Annotated in this window: 16 protein-coding genes; 13 read left to right on the forward strand and 3 right to left on the reverse strand. The window is 38.9% G+C overall.

The features are described 5' to 3' along the window. Positions 1-14 precede the first annotated feature (14 nt). The 9 genes from trpC to dusB all read left to right on the forward strand — a co-directional run bounded on the left by trpC (position 15) and on the right by dusB (position 11,800). A complete protein-coding gene (gene trpC / locus AC07UV_RS05795) occupies positions 15-797 on the forward strand; it encodes an indole-3-glycerol phosphate synthase TrpC (RefSeq protein ID WP_495183007.1) in 783 nt (260 codons plus the stop codon). Positions 798-831: 34 nt separating this feature from the next. Continuing rightward, entirely contained in the window at positions 832-1,377 is a 546-nt protein-coding gene (locus AC07UV_RS05800; RefSeq protein ID WP_495183008.1) for an RNA polymerase sigma-70 factor, read from the forward strand. Positions 1,378-1,426: 49 nt separating this feature from the next. Further along, positions 1,427-2,065, forward strand: coding sequence for a hypothetical protein (locus AC07UV_RS05805; RefSeq protein ID WP_495183009.1), 639 nt, complete (start codon positions 1,427-1,429; stop codon positions 2,063-2,065). Between the two features lie 145 nt (positions 2,066-2,210). Next, positions 2,211-3,299: a DUF4374 domain-containing protein gene (locus tag AC07UV_RS05810; RefSeq protein ID WP_495183010.1), complete on the forward strand. Its 1,089-nt coding sequence runs from the start codon at positions 2,211-2,213 to the stop codon at positions 3,297-3,299. A 114-nt stretch (positions 3,300-3,413) separates the two neighbouring features. Next, on the forward strand, positions 3,414-5,804 hold the full coding sequence (locus tag AC07UV_RS05815; RefSeq protein ID WP_495183011.1) for a TonB-dependent receptor: 2,391 nt from the start codon (positions 3,414-3,416) through the stop codon (positions 5,802-5,804). 25 nt (positions 5,805-5,829) lie between these two features. Further along, a complete protein-coding gene (locus AC07UV_RS05820) occupies positions 5,830-7,086 on the forward strand; it encodes a DUF4374 domain-containing protein (protein WP_495183012.1) in 1,257 nt (418 codons plus the stop codon). A gap of 66 nt (positions 7,087-7,152) precedes the next feature. Then, on the forward strand, positions 7,153-8,286 hold the full coding sequence (locus AC07UV_RS05825; RefSeq protein ID WP_495183013.1) for a PepSY-associated TM helix domain-containing protein: 1,134 nt from the start codon (positions 7,153-7,155) through the stop codon (positions 8,284-8,286). 10 nt (positions 8,287-8,296) lie between these two features. Then, positions 8,297-10,738, forward strand: coding sequence for a TonB-dependent receptor domain-containing protein (locus AC07UV_RS05830; protein ID WP_495183014.1), 2,442 nt, complete (start codon positions 8,297-8,299; stop codon positions 10,736-10,738). 66 nt (positions 10,739-10,804) lie between these two features. Further along, positions 10,805-11,800, forward strand: a complete 996-nt coding sequence (gene dusB / locus AC07UV_RS05835; protein WP_259186741.1) for a tRNA dihydrouridine synthase DusB — start codon at positions 10,805-10,807, stop codon at positions 11,798-11,800. A 72-nt stretch (positions 11,801-11,872) separates the two neighbouring features. Here dusB and AC07UV_RS05840 read toward each other — a convergent pair whose 3' ends face one another. From AC07UV_RS05840 to AC07UV_RS05850, 3 genes are read right to left on the reverse strand one after another with little or no spacing between them, the layout of a single operon-like run. Next, positions 11,873-13,375, reverse strand: coding sequence for a lipopolysaccharide biosynthesis protein (locus AC07UV_RS05840; protein ID WP_282250825.1), 1,503 nt, complete (start codon positions 13,373-13,375; stop codon positions 11,873-11,875). Further along, a complete protein-coding gene (locus AC07UV_RS05845) occupies positions 13,375-13,662 on the reverse strand; it encodes an acylphosphatase (RefSeq protein WP_495183015.1) in 288 nt (95 codons plus the stop codon). The genes AC07UV_RS05840 and AC07UV_RS05845 overlap by 1 nt, the downstream gene beginning before the upstream one ends. 37 nt (positions 13,663-13,699) lie before the next feature. Beyond that, entirely contained in the window at positions 13,700-14,875 is a 1,176-nt protein-coding gene (locus AC07UV_RS05850; protein WP_282250828.1) for an amidohydrolase family protein, read from the reverse strand. Between the two features lie 411 nt (positions 14,876-15,286). Here AC07UV_RS05850 and AC07UV_RS05855 point away from each other — a divergent pair, with 411 nt between their 5' ends. The 4 genes from AC07UV_RS05855 (at position 15,287) to ggt (ending at position 20,433) form a co-directional block, all read left to right on the forward strand. Continuing rightward, positions 15,287-17,722 carry a TonB-dependent receptor gene (locus AC07UV_RS05855; RefSeq protein ID WP_495183016.1) on the forward strand — a complete coding sequence of 812 codons (2,436 nt, stop codon included), beginning with the start codon at positions 15,287-15,289 and terminating at the stop codon, positions 17,720-17,722. Between the two features lie 136 nt (positions 17,723-17,858). Further along, on the forward strand, positions 17,859-18,317 hold the full coding sequence (dtd, locus tag AC07UV_RS05860; protein ID WP_495183017.1) for a D-aminoacyl-tRNA deacylase: 459 nt from the start codon (positions 17,859-17,861) through the stop codon (positions 18,315-18,317). Positions 18,318-18,335: 18 nt separating this feature from the next. Next, on the forward strand, positions 18,336-18,662 hold the full coding sequence (locus tag AC07UV_RS05865; protein WP_108636271.1) for a nucleotide pyrophosphohydrolase: 327 nt from the start codon (positions 18,336-18,338) through the stop codon (positions 18,660-18,662). 67 nt (positions 18,663-18,729) lie between these two features. Continuing rightward, positions 18,730-20,433, forward strand: coding sequence for a gamma-glutamyltransferase (ggt, locus tag AC07UV_RS05870; protein WP_495183018.1), 1,704 nt, complete (start codon positions 18,730-18,732; stop codon positions 20,431-20,433). Positions 20,434-20,478 lie beyond the last annotated feature (45 nt).

Genomic DNA, 20,478 nt, shown 5'->3' on the forward strand with positions numbered 1-20,478 from the left:
ACTCAACACAAAAAATGACTATACTCGATAAAATCATTGAACGAAAAAGAATAGAAGTAGAAAAGGCGAAGGCCTTAGTTCCATTCGAAGAGCTGTTGAACTATCCCTATTTCAATGTAGCCTGTCTTTCTTTACGGGAATCTATATTAGATCCTGAAAAAACAGGGATTATAGCTGAATATAAACGAGCATCACCTTCAAAAGGAGATATCAACAGTACGGCAAAGGTCGAAGATGTTGTCAAGGCCTATGAAGAAGCCGGTGCCTCGGCGGTTTCTGTGCTGACCGATGGGGAGTTTTTCAAGGGCAATCTTGAAGATCTTTCCAAAGCAAGGGAAGCAATTAACATCCCTATTTTGCGTAAAGAATTCATTGTCGACAAATATCAGATTACTGAGGCCAAGGCTTATGGTGCTGATGTCATCCTTTTAATAGCAGCCTGCCTCAAAAAGGAAGAAGTTCAGGAGTTTGCCGCATATGCACATCAGATCGGACTCAATGTATTGCTTGAAGTACACAATGAACAGGAACTTTTGGATAATCTTTTCGACGATATTGATGCCATTGGTGTCAATAATAGAAACTTAAAAGATTTCACCGTCGATCTACAACATTCGTATGATCTTTTGGATAAGATTCCATCCGAATACATCAAAGTGTCTGAAAGTGGCATCTCCGATCCCAAGACGATTAAAGCGTTAAAAAAGGCTGGTTTCCAAAGCTTTTTAATCGGTGAAAATTTTATGAAAACCACAGATCCGGGGAAAGCGATCAAGGATTTCGTAAAAGAAATTTAGAAATTATTTAAAACGAATCTAAATAAGCCTATCTTTGCGTCAGAACAAGCAGAGAACTGGTATTTTGGAAAAAGAGTTTTTTATTATAGATAAAGCAGGTTTTGAGCAAATATATCTTCAACACTGGGAAGGTATGTTTGCCTTTTGCCTGAGCAGTATCAAAGATGAAGAGCATTCCAAGGAAATCGTACAGGATGTTTTCAAATCACTTTGGGAGCGACGTGAAGAGCTTCGTCTCATAGAGGTGGAACGGTATCTGATCAGATCAGTAAAGCTCAAAACATTTGAATATATCCGCAATAAAGTATCACGACAACAACACCTGGACAATATTTCAAATACAAGAGAAGAATATTACGTAGATAATTCGCTGATCGCTGATGAACTAGCCAAGAAGATATCAAATCTGATCGATAGTTTGCCCAAACAATGTAAAAATGTATTTCGCATGAGCAGAGAACAGGGGCTCACCAACAAGGAAATTGCGCATAAACTCTATATTTCTGAACGAGCGGTAGAATATCATATTTCACGAGCATTAAAAACATTAAAAACAGAACTAACGGAATATATATCCTAAATTTAGCTATACAAAAGAAATCCTGTACTTTTGTCAGGAAGTATATCATATGAAAATAGACCATAAACTCATAGAGAAATATCATTTAGGCCAATGCTCTCCCGCAGAACAACTTCTTGTGGAGGAATGGTTATTGGATGATACCCTCGATTCGGAGCCCTTGTCTATTTCCATCACTAAAAAAACAAAATTAGAAACGGATATCTGGGCCGAGCTGAACAGCCATATTGATCAGTCCGAAGCCCCAACAATAGTTCCTCCTAAAAAATATAGCTTTAAATATATTGGAATAGCAGCCAGTATTGTATTTTTACTCTGTGTTGGTTTTTATCAATTCAGCAAGGATGCCGAAAAAGCTGCCGCCATCTTTGATAACAGAACGAGTGCTGGACTGAAGTATATTAACCAGAACAGTTATAATATCATCTTGGGTAAAAATGCACGGGCTGAGATCAATACGGATACCGGGGAATTCAAAACCTCAGGCAATATGATGTTCATTCCCAAAAAAAACTTTGCATTTAGCTTTTCTGGAACAGATAAAAAGAAGGAGCTCAAACATGGGGAAACATATTTTGTATTAAAACCACAAAAAAATGGCAAGCAGGTAATAATCTCCAAATCGGAACTTACCTTTTTAGCCCCTACCATCCAACACGAACTGAAAATACAATTTAATATCATCTAAATAAGAAGAACTTCAATTAGTCCATACACTCATGCTATCCAACCGCTTCACGCTATTCTTATCCTTGCTATTACTCCATTTAGTAATAAGCTGTAGAACGGAAGATGGGGGCAGAAATATCGACGGGAAGTACAGTCTCTATACGATGAATAAAGATCTCGGAAACACGATCATCACCTCAAATACCGTTGATAGTGGAAATCTAACCATTTCAAAAAATGGCATCGACATTCCGACACAACAATTCGATCGAAGCATCATCGTTAAGGACAAGCATTTTTATTTTTTAAGAGCGGGAAAATTCAAAAAATATACACTTGAATCAAATGGATTAAAGGAAATTGCACAGGTGGCTATGCAAGATCAGCATATTGAAAATATAAACTGGCTTGATCGAGACACATTACTCCTATTTACTTTGGACAACAAAACAAACCGTCGGCTATGGATCTATAAAATTACTGTCAACGATTTCAAAATCAACCAACAGCAAGAAGTAAAACTACCTTCGGCCTCAGCGGATTTTAAGATTCTTTCCGTCGGATTTGATACCATACACCAACAACGGTTATTGATTGGCTATACCTTTAATAAAGTGATTAACGAGACTGACTTTACCACAATAGATACAATGTATATTGCGACACTGGATAAGACGACTTTACAATTAGAAAATATACAAAAAGATACTCGTTCTTCTTACCCCGGAGGAGTCAATACTGTTCAATCTTATAGCTTTCATGACGAAAATGGCAATTTCTATTTTATGTCCTGCCCCGGTATTGCACTAGGCAACAGCCCATCAAAACCTACCGCAATTTTCAGAATTGATAGCAATTCCACCCACATTAACCCTACTTATTTTCTCAATCTAACAGCCAAAACGCACAATCATGCTTATGGCATGTGGTATTTGGGCAACAATCAGGCTATCGTCCGTAGTGAACGTAGAGATCGCTACACCGACTTTAGTGATCATCATTCCACCTATCAATTTGAGTACTATGTGGTCGATCTTATCAGCCAAACTACGACAAAATTAAACCTGCCTTTCGACAAAGGCACACGCAAAGAATCCGTTCTCGTTGAAAATGGGAAAGCCTATATCACAATAGACGATGCAAAGGATCAGCATCAAGTTTGGATCTATAATATCAAATCAAAAAATATTCAGGTTGGTCTTACCCTAGATCAAGCGACCGATTTTATCGTTCGGATAGACCGACTACATTAAATTTCCAATTGATATTCAGTACATTAAAAAATAATAATTTTTATTTACTGTTTTGACCTTCGGTAGATTTAGAGTTACGCAACTTCTCTGTGTGTAATTAATCTAAATAAAGTAATGTCAAAATTTAAAGTAGTATGGTTATTCTTTTTCCTAATCATATCATTTCCTTCACATTCCCAACAACTAGCCGAAGTCAAAGGTAGTGTTACCAATACATCAAACGAGCCTATTCATGGGGCAACAATTGTCCTATCGGGTACAAATAAAGGAGCCAAAGCAGACAAAAATGGTTTTTTCAAAATAAGTGGAATCTCTTTCGGTAATCATCAGGTTACAATTTCCGCTGTTGGATATCAGACTATAAATCGGTCAGTAATCTGTAGTAAAAATGTTATTGATCTATCCGGAATACAAATGACCCCAGATCAAAAAGTCATGGCGGAAGTTGAAGTTATCGGTCGATCCACGACAAGTGAAGTAACACGACAACCTTACAATGTCTCTGCAATAGATGCAAAAAAACTGTACAATACGACTTTAGATATCGGGCAGGCACTTAATAGAGTTTCGGGCTTACGCTTGAGAGAGTCTGGCGGTGTTGGATCAAATATGTCTTTTAGTATTAATGGATTTTCCGGCAATCAGGTCAAATTATTTCTGGATGGTATTCCGATGGACAATTTTGGTTCATCATTTCAATTGAATAATATCCCGATCAATTTTGCCGAGCGTGTAGAAGTGTATAAAGGCGTTGTTCCAGTATGGCTGGGTGGCGATGCCTTAGGTGGTGCTGTGAATATTGTCACGAAAAATGACCCTGGTAAGTACCTTGATGCTTCTTATTCTTATGGTTCCTTCAACACACATAAAACTGCGGTAAATGCAGGATACATCTCGAATAACGGATTAACGATGACCTTGTCGGCCTTTCAAAACTATTCGGACAACAATTACTGGGTGAATGTGCGGACGGCTGATTTTGAAACCGGAAAATATACCAAAGGAAGAAAAAGGCGTTTCCACGACACCTACCGAAATGAAACAATGATTTATAATATCGGAGTCTCCAACAAGAAATATGCAGATCAGCTACTTTTTGGAATCACACTGGGTGAAAACAAAAAAGAAATCCAGACCGGAAACCACATGGACGATGTTTATGGAGGCAGAGAAGCCCTGGGAAATATTATCCAACCCAGTGTAAAATACATCAAAAAAGATCTATTTGTAAAGGGACTAGATGTCAACATATTTGGTCGATACAATCTCGGTAAAGAACGCAGTCTGGATACAGTGAATAGAAGATTTACCTGGTCCGGAGAAAGTGAACCCAAAGATAAAAATAACCCTAATGCTCCCGGAGGTGAAAACGAACTACGCGATTATCGTTTCAACAATAACAATGGCAACTTCATTGCCAACCTCTCCTATGCGATCAATGAAAAACACCATTTTATGGTCAATCACCTATTGACAACGTTTGACCGCAAAGGAAAAGACATATATTACCCAGATCTCGAAATCAACAAGTTGCCGCGAAAAACGACAAAAAATATTACTGCACTAGGTTATCGTACGAATATAGCCGATCAATGGGATTTAAATGTATTTGTAAAAAATTACAACCAAAAAGGTAAATACTTTGAAGAAGTCAAGAAAAATGAAATCTACAAAAATGTAGAAACGACGGTCAATAAATTAGGTTATGGCTTTGCCGCTTCCTACTTTGTCAATCCAACCCTACAATTGAAAGCTTCCTATGAGAAAGCTTCCAGATTACCTGAAAACAACGAATTATTTGGCGATGCGCAAGACCTGAGTGCAAATCCAACACTTAAACCAGAGAATAGCCATAACATCAATGTCGGCCTCTCCTACACAAAAAAATGGAATGTAAATAATCATATCATCATAGATGCTAACTATACCTATAGAAATGCAACTGATTTTATAAGACTCTACATCAGCCCATTAAGCTCAAACAATAAAAGAGAGAGTAAATACCTCAATTTAAGGAGTGTACTCAATAATGGAGTAGATCTTAATCTAAAATATTTCTATAAAAATCAGTTTTCAATCGGTGGTAATCTAACCTACCAAAATATAATCAATAACACGAAATATGAGCCCGGTCAACTCGTAGAAAGCAGCGTTTACAAAGATCGCATGCCTAATATCCCATATTTATATGGTAATGCAGATGCGGCCTATTATTTGCACCACTTCGGAGGTAAACATAATACATTGACGATCGGTTACAACCTCCAATATATCCATGCCTTCTTTTTGGATTTTCCAAGTTTGGGCACACCAGCACAGCGTTTCATTATTCCCAAACAACTATCCCATGATGTCAACATTGTCTATGCGATGGCTTCGGGAAAATACAATGTTGCGCTGGAATGTAATAACCTAACCGACGCAACACGATACGACAATTTTGAAATGCAGAAACCTAGTCGGTCTTTCAATGTCAAATTCAGATACTTTATACGCAAAAAATAACACACAATTTATTAAATAACTCAAAATGAAAAAGTCAAATTACTTAAGATTGCTTACAGTAGCCTGTGGCGTATTAACAATTACCGCTTGTTCAAAAGACAAGCCTGTTGAAGGAGGAGAAGATTCAGGAAACTCGAAAAAGAAGGAAAAATTTGTCTTTATCGTAACTGGTCAAGGGAGTTCAGAGTCGGGTTCATCAGGTACTTATATTGTTACTACGGATGATGTTAGCCAAGGTAATTTAAGTATTGTAGGTAACGGTATGCCAGCAACAGAATTTTCTTTTATCAATCAAAACAACCATGTTTTTGGTCTGACATACGGTGGACAAGGGCCTATCACTCCTTATGCTATTGATGCCAAAGGCGATCTGCAAAGACTTAAAGATGATCAGGTCAACGCTGAAACCGCGGGTATCTATGGTAATTTCGGTGATAAAAATGTGATTTTAGGGACAACCAACAGAAGTATGGTAAACCCTGTCGCGACGCTAAGAAACTATGATGCACAAAATTTCTCTATTGCCAACAAAAACACGGTCGATCTTTCCAAAGTATTGGGTGGTAAACGCATGGCGATCTGGACAGGTGTATTTCAAGTAGGTAATAAAGTCTATATTCCTTTCCAATCTGGAGATGGTTCAAATAACTGGGGCGGAGATTTTACGACGACAGATACTACCTATATCGGTATCTTCTCTTATCCTGAACTTAAATTTGAAAAAACAATCCGTGATGGAAGAGGTTCCCATATCGGAAACTGGTTTGCTCAACAAGGTTTAGCAGTAGACGATAAGGGCGATGCATATGTATGGTTCTCGGCAAATGAAGCATCATTGGCTACAAAAAACAAATCTGGATTCCTGAGAATCAAAAAAGGAACGGATGAATTTGATAAAGATTACTATTTCGATATCGAATCTCTTGGAAAGGGTAAAATAGCAAGAGGTAGTTATCTCAAAGACAATAAATTTTTAATGACGATCTACAACAAGGGTGAACAGTCCGAAGGTGTAGGCGGTGGTCTTGTCAAATTATATATCATAGATATACAAACCAAAAAAATGACAGAAATCCTAGAGATTCCTTCCCATGAACAACAAGGTTATAAAGATGTCGTATATGTTGACAAAGGTGGCGCTAAGGCTTACTATACCTGTCAGGATAAAGACGACAAACAATATTACACCTACATCATTGATATCAACAACGCTACAGCAAAAAAAGGGTTGAAATTTACCGGGATATCCCAGGTATCATCAATGAGCAAAATCAGTTATTAATCATCCGCAAAGATCCGATCTGCCAACCAACATGTGCAGATCGGATTATAAAAACCGTTCCTCAATATGCTCAGTAAAATTAATGCCTGGCTACACCTTTGGTTAGGAATCGCAGCGGGTATACCCGTTATCATCTTAGGAATTACAGGCTGCGTACTTGTCTTTGAACATGATATCAAAGAATTAACCACAAACTATATTCAGGTCACCCCTCAAAAATCAGAAGAACAGCTTCCTCCATCTGCGATCTATAAATCTGTTAAAGCGACGCTTCCTGATTATGAAATTGCGAGCTCCTGGTATTATGGTCTGGACAAATCCGTCAAAGTAAGCCTCGATCACTCTGACAGTCTTGTCTATGTAAACCCTTATACAGCCGAAGTCCTGGCGATTGTCAACCATGAGGATTTTTTCCATTTCATGGATGAGGGGCATCGTCATCTTTGGATGCCCACAAAAATAGGCAGGCAGGTCGTTGGCTGGAGCACCTTTATCTTTTTCATACTTCTGATCACAGGCATGGTATTATGGTGGCCAAAGAAATGGAACCGTAGATCAAGAGAACAGAGTTTTACGGTTAAATGGAAAGCTAAATTTAAACGTGTCAATTATGACCTCCACAACGTATTGGGTTTCTATGCGCTAACAATCGCATTCGTCATGTGTTTTACAGGGCTTATCATGAGTTTTCCCTGGATTCGAAGTTCTGTCGTTTGGATGACGGGAGGTTATCCAAACAAACCAAAAACGGAAAAGAATAATAAACCTGAACTTCCGGATCAGCCGCTAAATGATGCGTTGATGGTCGCTGATCAAATCTGGTATAAAGTGCGTCATGAATATGCAAAATTCAACAAAGAAGCTGTCATCGTACACTATCCTGAAAAAGAAGATAAAGCGGTGTATGCCTGCACGGACATGGCCAACGGAAGCTGGAGAGACCTTAATTTTGACCGTTATACCCTGGAATTAACCGGCCGCAAACAGGGACCAATTGATGAAGCCAATACCACGGAATGGCTCATGCGTTCCAATTATGCCCTACATACCGGCTTTATCGGTGGAATGACCACCAAAATAATTTACTTCATCGCATCGCTTATCTGTGCGACTTTACCGATAACAGGATTCTACATCTGGTGGGGAAAGAAAAAAAAGTCAACAAAAAAAACAAGACGTCCACAATTAGCAACAACTTAATTATATAATCATGCCTTATATCCTCCGTTATCTCTTAAGTCTCCTTTGGATCTGTACCCTATTTACAAGCCAAGCTCAAAAAGCAAATCATATCAAGGGACAGACTGTGGGCGAAGATAAACAGGCCATTCCTTATGTAAGTATTTCGCTTTATCACGTCAATGGCGGTATACTGGCCAGTACGGCACACTCAGATAGTACCGGAAATTTCAGGTTTACCAATACAAAAGCGGGTAGCTATTTTATTAAAGTCAAAAGCCTTACCCATCAGGATACTTTCAGTCCCCATTTCAGGTTGGACGAACATTTTGACGAGTATGATCTTGGCAAGATTCTATTATTGCAAAACAATGCTTATCTCGCTGAGGTCGTCGTCGAAAGAAAAAAACAATTTATCGAACAGCAGCAGGACAAGCTGGTCTTCAATATTGAAAACTCAATGCTCGCAGACGGCAACAACGGACTGGAATTACTCAGCAAGATTCCAGGTGTCGCTGTCGACGAAAGTGGTACGCTAAGTATTAAAGGTAAATCTGGAGCGACGGTCATGATCAATGGGAAAATTACATACCTGTCCGCCGATCAATTGGCCAATCTCCTACGGAGCACCTCCTCAATGGATATCAATAAAATCGAGGTCATGTCTAATCCAAATGCAAAACAGGATGCTGCTGGATCCGCAGGTATCATCAACATTGTATTAAAGAAAGGACTCAAACAGGGGTTTAATGGTTCCGTATCGGCTAATGCCGGTGCCGGTAGAGGAGCGCATCTTGGCGGGAGTCTAAACCTTAATTATCGTACAGAAAAAATCAATGTATTTGGGATTTATAATCAGTATTTCCAAAATCTGAAATATTACAACTCACTTACACGCTATTTTTACACCGATCAGGGATCAGGCCCTGAATCGTATTCACAACAGGAAAACACCATACAGCCAAAACTCCGATCTAATAATTTCAGAGTCGGCATGGACTACAGCATAAATCCCAAACAGACGATAGGTTTCTTAATTAATGGAGGATTTGGAAAATATCCAAAGTACGAGCCCACCACAAATAGTTTCAAAAATTTTAATACCGATAATTTAGTATGGTCATCCACGACCATAACACAGGGTAAGGAGCGCTGGCGAGATATGTTGTACAATGTCAATTATAATTTAAAGCTCAATGATAAACGTCATGAATTAAAAATAGATCTTGACCTTGTTGACCACTATTCAAAAATGGATCAGCAGCTGAATACGGCATATAACAATGTGGGAGCTTCAACACCGCCAGCAAATTCCTCCAGAATTGGTGATATCCCCTCAGACAATAAAGTATATGTCGCCAAGCTAGATTATACACTTCCACTTCCAAAGGAATATAAACTGGAAGCTGGCTGGAAGAGTAGTTACGTACGCACTGAAAACGATCTACATTATGATACATTACAAAATGATCAATATGTTCCGGATCTGGGTACAAGTAATCACTTTATCTACAGAGAGACTATTCATGCAGGTTATCTAAATCTATCAAAAAGCTGGCATAAGTTTTCAACGCAAATAGGCGTTCGCGGAGAACACACCCGTACACGTAGTCATCAAATTACATTGAACGAACAATTTGAAAGATCCTATTTCAAACTATTCCCAGCAGCGTTTTTCACTTATACAGCCAATGACAATCATAAAGTACAGACCAGCTACAGCTATCGTATACAACGGCCTTCGTTTTGGGATTTAAATCCATTCAGGGTATACACAGATCCTTTTTCCTATGCTGAGGGAAATTCGAACTTAAACCCAGCATACGAACACTCCTTTGAACTAGGTTATACTTACGCAAGCAAATATGTCTTAACGCTGAATTATGCACAGCGGTCAAATGTTGTCAACGATATATTGGGAAGAGATCCACTTAATCCCTATATCACTTTTGAAAGGCCCGAAAATATAGGTTCTTTTAAAAATTATGGGATTTCCTTTATTGCCCCGACCCAATTTACCAGCTGGTGGTCGGCAACCCATTTTGCGAACTATTATCGGAATGAATATGAATTGCCACAAGAAGATGAGCTAATTGTCCGCAAGGGAAATACATTAAGTCTAAACAGCCAAAATTCGTTCAAATTGCCTAAGGATTGGTCTATCGAATTGGGTGGCAACTATGTGTCTGGCTTAACGGTAGGAATCAGTCATATCAAAAGCTACGGACAGATATATTCTGGCATCCAAAAAAACTTCCTCAATAAAAAAGCCACGCTGAAATTAGTGGTTAATGACATTTTCAGAACCAATAATCGACGATATGAAACTATCTCGCCAACGATCAGGCTCATTGGTAGATCTAATCCCGACAGTAGAACTGCCATCCTATCTTTCAGCTACCGTTTCGGTGGTTCTCAAAACACAACGGCACAACGCGCTACGGGTTCCGAAGAGATAAAAAGTCGACTCTAAACTCATGACAGTTAGCTAACTTTATACTAATACCAAATTTTGTACCTTTGTAAAAAAAAATTGAAGATGTCGGTCAAGATTGGTGAAAATATTGAATTGGGAGAATTCCCTTTGTTACTTGCTCCGATGGAGGATGTCAGCGATCCCCCATTTCGGTATGTTTGCAAACAAAATGGTGTTGATTTAATGTATACTGAATTCATTTCCTCAGAAGGGCTGATTCGTGATGCGGCTAAATCTGTTCAAAAACTTGATATTTTTGAATATGAACGGCCTATCGGTATCCAGATATTCGGTGGAGATATTGAAAGTATGCGCCAATCAGCTGAAATCTGCACAAAAGCAAATCCAAATCTAATCGACATCAATTACGGCTGCCCTGTTAAGAAAGTGGTCTGTAAGGGAGCCGGCTCTTCCTTATTGCAAGACATTGATAAAATGGTTGCGATGACCAAAGCTGTTGTTGAAGCAACTCATCTACCCGTTACAGTAAAAACACGTCTTGGCTGGGATGACAATACCAAAAATGTATACGAGGTAGCAGAGCGATTGCAAGATGTTGGCATAAAAGCATTAGCAATACATGGCCGTACCCGTGCGCAATTGTACAAAGGTCAGGCTGATTGGTCTATGATCCGTGACATCAAACGCAATCCGCGCATTCAGATTCCAATTTTTGGTAACGGTGATGTGGATTCGGTGGAGAAAGCCGCGGCCTGGAGACAAGAATATGAGGTTGATGGCATTATGATTGGTCGTGCTGCAATTGGTTACCCATGGATCTTTAGAGAAATCAAACATTTCTTCCATACAGGTGAGCGCCTTGAGGGGCCTACAATTGCCGAACGTGTTGAGGTATGTAAAACACACTTAAACAAATCCATTGAATGGAAAGGTGATAAATTAGGGATTTTTGAAATGCGGAGACATTACGCAAATTATTTCAAAGGAATTCCAAATTTCAAAGAATCCAGAATGAAACTTGTCAGCTTACAAACGCAAGACGAGATTTTGGATGTACTCCATGATATTGAACATACCTTCGAAACTGAAGTATTTTAAGATTTTTCAATAATTAAAAAAGGCGACAACCAAATTTAAGTTGTCGCCTTTTTTATGTATTGAACAAACCAGCTATTTTCTTCGAATTAATTTCATCAGCCCATTCTTTTCAAGGAAAAAAGTAATACCAAGCAGTAGCAATAACATGGCATTTCCGACCCATATATTACTATGAAAAACTTGAAAGCTCAACCAGGAAATCAACAGCCCTACGCCGAGATAGACAGAGATCTTGATCATCTTATAAGGTATGGGATAATACTTCTGTCCCCAGTAAAGTGAAAAACCGATCATGACCAGATATACTACTGTTGTTGATAAAACAGCCCCCACATAGGAATAAGTTGGGATAAGCCAAACATTGAGCATAATTGTAATTAACGCTCCTATGCCCGAAATATAAATAGCGTAACGTGTATGATCTGTCAACTTATACCAAATCGATAAATTCATATATATTCCTAGTAGCACATAATTGAATAAAAGAATTGGGACAATTTTAAGCCCAGTCCAGTATGTTGCGATCTCTTCTTCATTACCCTTGATAAAATATTTCAGCCAATCCAGATTGACTGTCAATCCGACCATTGCGATAACCATGAGGATAACAAAATACTCCATGATGAGCGCATAGGTTTTCGATGCGTTCTGGTTTTTTGAATATGAAAAGAAGAAAGGTTCCGCCCCTAGTCTAAAAGCTGTAACAAATAAGCTTAAAAATACGGCCAATTTAGCAACTGCACCATATATACCTAAATCATCTTTCCCCGCCTCCCCAGGCACCAATTTCAGAAAGAACATTTTGTCTAGATTCTCATTAATAATAAATGAAATATTAGCTACTAAAATTGGGAAGCTATACTTTAACATTTCATTCATTAATCTTTTATCTAGGCTGAATCGGAAAGTTAACAATTCAGGCAGTAATAGAATTAATGTAACGATACTTGCGAAAAGATTGGAAATAAAGACATAACCGATCCAACCTTCTTTGAACCATGTTCCAGCAAAATCAGCCCAAAAGGTGTACTTATGTACCCAATCCGGCAAGAACAAAATAAAGAACAAATTTGAAATCACGGTAATACCAATATTGACAAATTTCAGTGCACTATACTTATAAGGTCTCCCTTCGGCACGCAATTTTGTAAATGGTATGACAGCAAGCGCATCCGCAACGAGAATAAATGCGAAGTATTTAATATATTGCTCATAGAGAGACACATCTCCACCATCTGCAAACCACGAAGCAATAGGTCTTGTGAAAACAAATACAGACAACAGTAATAATCCGGAGGTAATTAAAGTGATGAAGAAGCTATTGTTGTAAACTTTATTCTTATCCTGTGGTTCAACTTTCTGTAAATACCGGAAATAAGTTGTCTCCATTCCAAATGCTAGAATAGCATTGAGCATGGACATCCACGCATAAAAATTAGAATAAATTCCATAGATCGCTGCATCCTTGAATTTACGGAGATAGAGCGGCGTCATCAGAAATCCTATCATTCTTGAAACGATAGTAGTCACACCATAGATAACGGTATCGCTGAGAAATTTCTTTATTGTTGACACTAGGCTTGGGGTTGGATTCTTTTAATCACTTCAAAATTAGAAAAGCCCTTAAGCTCACCTTCCTTAACTTCAACCGCTTCAACACTTGCATCCTCTGGACCTTCCTGGCAGAAGTCCAACATTGAATCAAGTGCAAAATCGTCACCCTCAGCTTCAATATAGACAGTTCCATCCTTTTGATTGACAACAAAGCCTTTTACACCAACCTGATCGGCAACAGCTTTGGCCGTCAATCGAAAAAAGACTCCCTGTACTTTACCCCTTATTGAAATATTCAAATGTTTCATAAGAGCAAAAGTACAGAAGTTTTTGTGGAATTAAATACTATGCTAAACGTTTGATTTTAACTTTATCTGTCAAGCGCATGTGTTCCATACCTTGGAGCAAAACAATTCCCGGCTTTTTACCTACTTCCAGAGATCCATATTTATCTTGGATATTCAGCGCAACAGCTCCGTTGATTGTAGCCCATTGAATGGTTTGCAAGAAATCCAAATCCTCGAAATGTTCATGCAATGCTTTCAACTCTTCCAATACCGAAAGCGTATCGTTCGATGCCAAACTATCCGTTCCGATAACTAATGGTTGTCCTGCATTTATAAAATTATGAATCTTAGGTAAAGCACCTTCGATATATAAATTTGCTTTCGGACACAAACACCACACGACATCCCGATCCATACGCTCCACAAAATCCAAATCTTTTAATGAAGTATAAGTGTTATGAACTAACAACAACTTATTCGGATAAGGCAAATAAGGTAAGTAAGACTGGATCGAATTCCGGGCTTGTGCTTTAATAGAATCTGCATTTTTTCCGATGCTCTTATAGAAGTCTAGAAATTCACCCGTTTTGTATCTAAACAATTTATTCTCTTCGTCACTCTCCTGATTATGAATACTAATGATGTTCGTCTCAGAGACAGCTTTTTTGAATTTTTTAAAAAGAGCTTTTGAACAGGAATAGGGTGCATGTGGCGTAATCGACACATGGCCATTTCTGAATTCTTGCGTCAACGATTTCGCTTCTTTTAATTTAAAATCAGCTTCTTCAGGTTCAACGCCAATGACTTCCACAAACGTATGATAAAGTATTTGCGATTCCTCCTTCAATGTAGAAGAGTTATCTGTATTCGCATGGTCGCCCACCGCTACAATACCATTTTCATACATCTCTTTATCCGCCTTTGCCATTGCATCATCCATTTTCTTCATCGAAGCACTGCGTGAAGTCATCACCTGACTCAAGAAGTTTGGTAGACCGGTACCTTTAGGTACTACACCTTTCATATGTGATAATTCAATATGGCAATGGGCGTTGATAAAACCTGGAATAATAACGCCATCATACCTTTCGATCTTGACCTTATCATTCAAAGTAAACGATGCGGGGTCGTAAATACCCTGAATTACCCCCTCTTCATCTACCGCCACAATACCATCTTTTATTGGCATTGAAGTGATCGGTAGAATATAATTTGCGCTTAAATATTTTAACATTTTATCTCCTCACTCTCAAATTAGTAATTAAAAATTTTTGACCGATATGAATACATACTAACAGTAGAAAACTCTATGCCAAGGTACCTAAAAAGAACAATAAATACCAAAAACAAGCCTAAACGTAAAACTTTAAACCATAAGGAAATTTTAACGAATTTTTAACTACACTACCCTTTTGTCAAAAAACAGATCACGTTATATCATTCCGATTTTAATGTATATATTCGCATCATCGAATAGGGGTGCCTTGTTTTGTCAGAAACACAAATAAGGGCTGAGATTATACCCAACAGATTAAGTTCTGTGCACCTGATCCAGGTAATGCTGGCGGAGGGAGAGGTTAGTTAAATAGAACGATCATAGTGACCCCTTTCTATGATTTGTTTAACTTAAACAAAATACATCAACATGATCAAATTTTTGATTTGTAGCGCTTTAGCTACTGTTTCTATCCAAATTGCTGTTGCTCAGCACAATTTGACGATTAAGACCGTAGACAGGAACACACAAAGGCCGCTACAAAATGCATCTGTATCCCTGGATGGACAGGCTTCTTTTACAACCAAATCGGACAAAGATGGTCTGATCAAATTGTATAATATTCAGAAAGGGAAGCATTCCGTTCAAGTTTCTTTTATAGGATATCAAACCTGGATCCAAAACCTGAACATTGAGCGTGATATGGAAGTGACTGTCCAACTTGATCCGAAAACAATTCGTACAGAAGAAGTACTCGTTGTATCTACCAGAGCCAAAAAGAATGCCCCAACGACATTCAAGAATATCTCAAAAGAAGAGATTTCACGAAATAACCTGGGGCAGGACATCCCCTATCTATTGAATCAAACGCCTTCTGTCCAGGTCAACTCCAATGCAGGAGCCGGCATAGGATATACAAACATGACCATTCGGGGATCTGACAACCAGCGCATCAATGTAACTCTTAATGGAATTCCACTAAATGATGCTGAAAGTATGGGCTCATTCTTTGTCAATCTTCCTGATTTCGCATCATCTACTGAAAGCATTCAAGTGCAACGGGGGATTGGAACCTCGACAAATGGCGCTGGTTCCTTCGGCGCTTCGTTAAATATTCAATCAAATACTTTAGCCGAAAAACCCTATACCGAACTTAACAATTCATTTGGATCTTACAACACTTGGAAAAATACAATGAAGCTAGGTACAGGATTGATCAACGACAAGTTTGCTTTCAATGCCCGGTTATCAAGGATTAGCAGCAATGGCTATATCGAAAGAGGCGCCTCAGACCTACAATCTTTTTATATCGATGGCGGCTACTACGGTAAGAAACACATTTTAAAAGGAATCGTATTCTGGGGAAAAGAAAAAACATACCAGGCTTGGAACGGGGTACCAGAACCCTTGATCACGGGGGACAGATCCCGTATGGACGATTATGCAGATTATGGGTTAGAAATAGCTGGAACAGAAAAGGACCGTTTTATGAATGCAGGAAGGAACTATAATCTATATACCTACAAAAACCAAACGGACAATTATACACAGAAGCATCACCAACTTCATTACACCAATATCCTCAGCGACAAGCTCACGCTAAATACCGCGCTACATTATACAAGAGGCTATGGTTACTATGAGGAGATGAGACCAGCCGATAAATTAAGTAAATATGGTCTACCAGATGTCATCATTGGCCAGGACACCATAAAAAAAACAGATCTAGTCCGCAGAAGATGGCTTGATAATTACTTTTATGGTATGACCTACGCTCTTAATTACAAACCCAATGAGCAACTTGAAATTATTTGGGGTGGTGCATACAATCAATACAAGGGAAAACATTATGGTGAAGTAATCTGGGCACAGTATGCCTCAACGGGATTTATTGATGACAAATATTACTTTGGAAAATCGCAGAAAAACGACTTCAGCAATTTCTTAAAGGTAGATTACAAATTGGATAAATGGATTCTAATGGCCGACGTGCAATACCGAAATGTAGACTATCGCATGTATGGCGATGATGATAAGGTCAAAAACTATAATTACCACCCAAAATTCAATTTCCTAAATCCAAAGGCTGGAGCAACCTATCTATTAAATGATCATGCAAATATCTATGCTTCCTATGCCTTCGCACAAAAGGAACCCGTCCGGAAAGATTTCATAGAGAAAAACAGCAAACTTCCGGATCCAACGCCAGAAAAAATGCAGGACATTGAAATTGGATATAGATTCACCAATACAAAATTCAATATTGGATTGAATGGATACGGTATGTTTTATAAGGATCAATTGATTCCGACAGGTGAAATCAGTGATACCGGAGCTCCTATCCGACAAAATGTGAAAAACAGTTATCGCATCGGACTGGAATTTGACGGAGCCTGGAACATCAATAAGCAATTGAACTGGAAGGCTACAGCTACCTTCAGCCAGAATAAGATCAAGAATTTTGAAGAAGTCATGGGTGACCTCAGAATCTCCTATCCAAAGACTGATATTGCCCTGTCTCCAAATACGATTTTATCCAGTAATTTCTCCTACAGCCCTATTGAACCGCTCACATTTTCATTGCTGTCAAAGTATGTAGGACGACAATATCTCGATAATTCCTCAGCGAAAGAAAGAAGCATCTCTTCTTATTTTGTTAATAATCTGCTAGCGAATTATAATTTTACAGCTTTAGGCATAAAAGATATTAACCTAAGTTTACAGGTAAACAACATCCTGAATGAAAAGTATGAAACAAACGGTTATACCTTTGGTTGGATGGAAGGCGATACCAGGAAATATTACAATTTCTACTTTCCACAGGCACCTACAAACTTTATGTTGGGCTTAAATATCAAATTTTAACAATTAGGATCCCGGCTATATAAAAGTCTCCTTCTCTTCAATAGAGAAGGAGACTTTTTATTTTGGTACCAATAAATGCTAGATTGGATCGTGTTTGACGATCGGAATTTTTAACTTTGGTTTTATACTTTTCATTATGCGTGCAGTAATACAACGGGTAAAACATGCTTCCTGTACAGTAGACGAACAGATCACCGGGCAGATTCAAAAAGGTTTAGTGATCCTATTGGGAATAGAAGAAGCCGATACAATTGAAGACTTAAAATGGTTGGGACAAAAATTTGTTAACCTACGGATTTTTGAAGATGAGCAGGGACTAATGAATAAATCTATACTGGATATCGGCGGTAATATCTTACTGATTTCTCAGTTCACCCTATTCGCTCAGACAAAAAAAGGAAATAGGCCATCATTTATTCGGGCGGCCAAACCTGATACCGCCAAACCGCTGTATGAAGAAATGGCCAAACTGCTTTCCCAACTGATCGATCAGCCTGTTCAGCTTGGTATATTTGGAGCTGACATGAAAATCAATTTATTGAATGATGGTCCCGTTACCATAATAATGGATACAAAAGATAAGGACAATTTTTAAACTACTTAATCCGAAAAAATGACAATCAAAGAAGCACAGGAAGTAATTGATAAATGGATCAATACAACGGGGATACGCTATTTCAATGAGCTGACAAATACAGCCATGCTTATGGAAGAAGTTGGCGAAGTCGCCCGGATCATGGCGAGACAATACGGCGAACAGTCTTTCAAAAAATCAGATAAAGAGGTTAATCTGGCTGATGAGATGGCCGATGTATTGTTTGTCTTAATGTGTCTTGCAAATCAAACGGGTATAGACCTGACCGACGCACTGGAAAAGAACCTGCAAAAGAAATCTATTCGGGATGCAGACCGTCATAAAAACAATGAAAAATTAAAATAGCACCTTTGTGTTTCAGAGGTGTACAAGGTTTAATATTAATCTTACGCATAATTTTAGAGTAGATATTATGAATAAACTATTTATTTATTCGCTAATAGGAAGTTTGCTATTCGCTTCATGTTCCAATACCCACAGGCAGCTTGACGCCCATAAAACTAGCCCCGAGACATTCAACAAAGCAGCTGTAGTAACGGCACATCCCATAGCCTCGGAAGTTGGCGTCACGGTGCTAAAAAAGGGAGGAAATGCCATTGATGCTGCCGTCGCGGTGCAGTTTGCCCTCGCTGTAGTATATCCAAATGCAGGAAATATCGGTGGCGGCGGTTTTATGCTATATCGCAACAATATGGGGCAGTACGATGCACTGGACTTTAGAGAGACCGCTCCTAAACAGGCTCATCGGGATATGTATCTGGATGCGCAAAAGAATGTTATCCCCGATTTAAGCCTATACAGTGCGCTCGCATCGGGTATTCCCGGTTCTGTCGCCGGCATGTGGGACGCCCATCAGAAATATGGGAAGCTAGCCTGGAAAGAATTACTCTTACCCGCAATCGAACTTGCACGGAAAGGTTTTAAGATCAGTGAAAGGCAAGCCCGCGAGTTTGAAGATCATAAAGAGCGGTTTGTCAAGCTGAATCCCACTGGTGCCGCAATTATCAAAAATACAGCCTGGAAAACCGGTGACCTGTTTGTACAAGAAGATCTTGCAAATACCATCGAAAGAATCGCTAACGAAGGACGCGACGGCTTCTATAAAGGAAAAACGGCCGATCTGCTCATTGCCGAAATGAATAATGGTAAAGGGATCATTACCCATCAGGATCTAACGAGTTATAAGGCAGCCTGGCGTGCCCCGATTGCATCGAGCTATAGAGGACACAAGGTTGTTTCTATGCCTCCACCATCGAGCGGCGGAACCTCCCTACTGGCTTTATTAAAGTCGGTTGAACAATTCCCCCTTCAGCGCTGGGGCTTCCAGACAGACTCCACAATACGTATCATCGTTGAAGCAGAACGCTATGTGTATGCAAATAGAGCAAAGTATTTAGGGGATCCTGATTTTATCAATATCCCTGTACAACAACTGATAGATTCCACAATAAATGCCACTAAACTGAATCCGTTTAATTTTCATCAGGCGACATTGAGTAAAAACGTAAATGCAGATGTCATTCCGGGTTACGAAAGTGAGCAAACAACTCATTTCAATATTGTTGATGAGCAGGGAAATGCTGTTTCTATCACCACCACACTCAATGACTCCTATGGATCTGGTGTTATCGTAGATGGTGCAGGGTTTTTATTAAACAATGAAATGGACGATTTCTCAATAAAGACTGGTGTACCTAATATGTATGGCCTGACAGGAGAAAAAGCAAATGAAATTCAGCCTGGGAAGAGAATGTTGAGTTCTATGACACCTACTATTCTAGAAAAGGATGGTAAACTATTTATGGTGGTGGGGACACCCGGCGGATCAACTATTATTACCTCCGTTTTCCAAACCATATTAAATGTGATTGACTTTGGACAAAATGCACAATCCGCTGTCAGTTCGCCCCGATTCCATCACCAGTGGTTACCTGATCGCATTGATGTCGAGCAAGGTGCAATTGACACAATACTACGAGATAAATTGACAAAAGACGGCTATGTGATAAATCCTAGAGGAACAATAGGACGTGTAGAAAATATTCTTATCCTTCCAAACGGCAAATTGCAGACCGGCGCCGATCCTCGTGGAGATGATACAGCAAAAGGATATTAAACATCAAATAAAAAGGTTCATCTGGAATTCCAGATGAACCTTTTG

This window comes from Sphingobacterium sp. GW821-FHT03E03 (assembly GCF_059420745.1).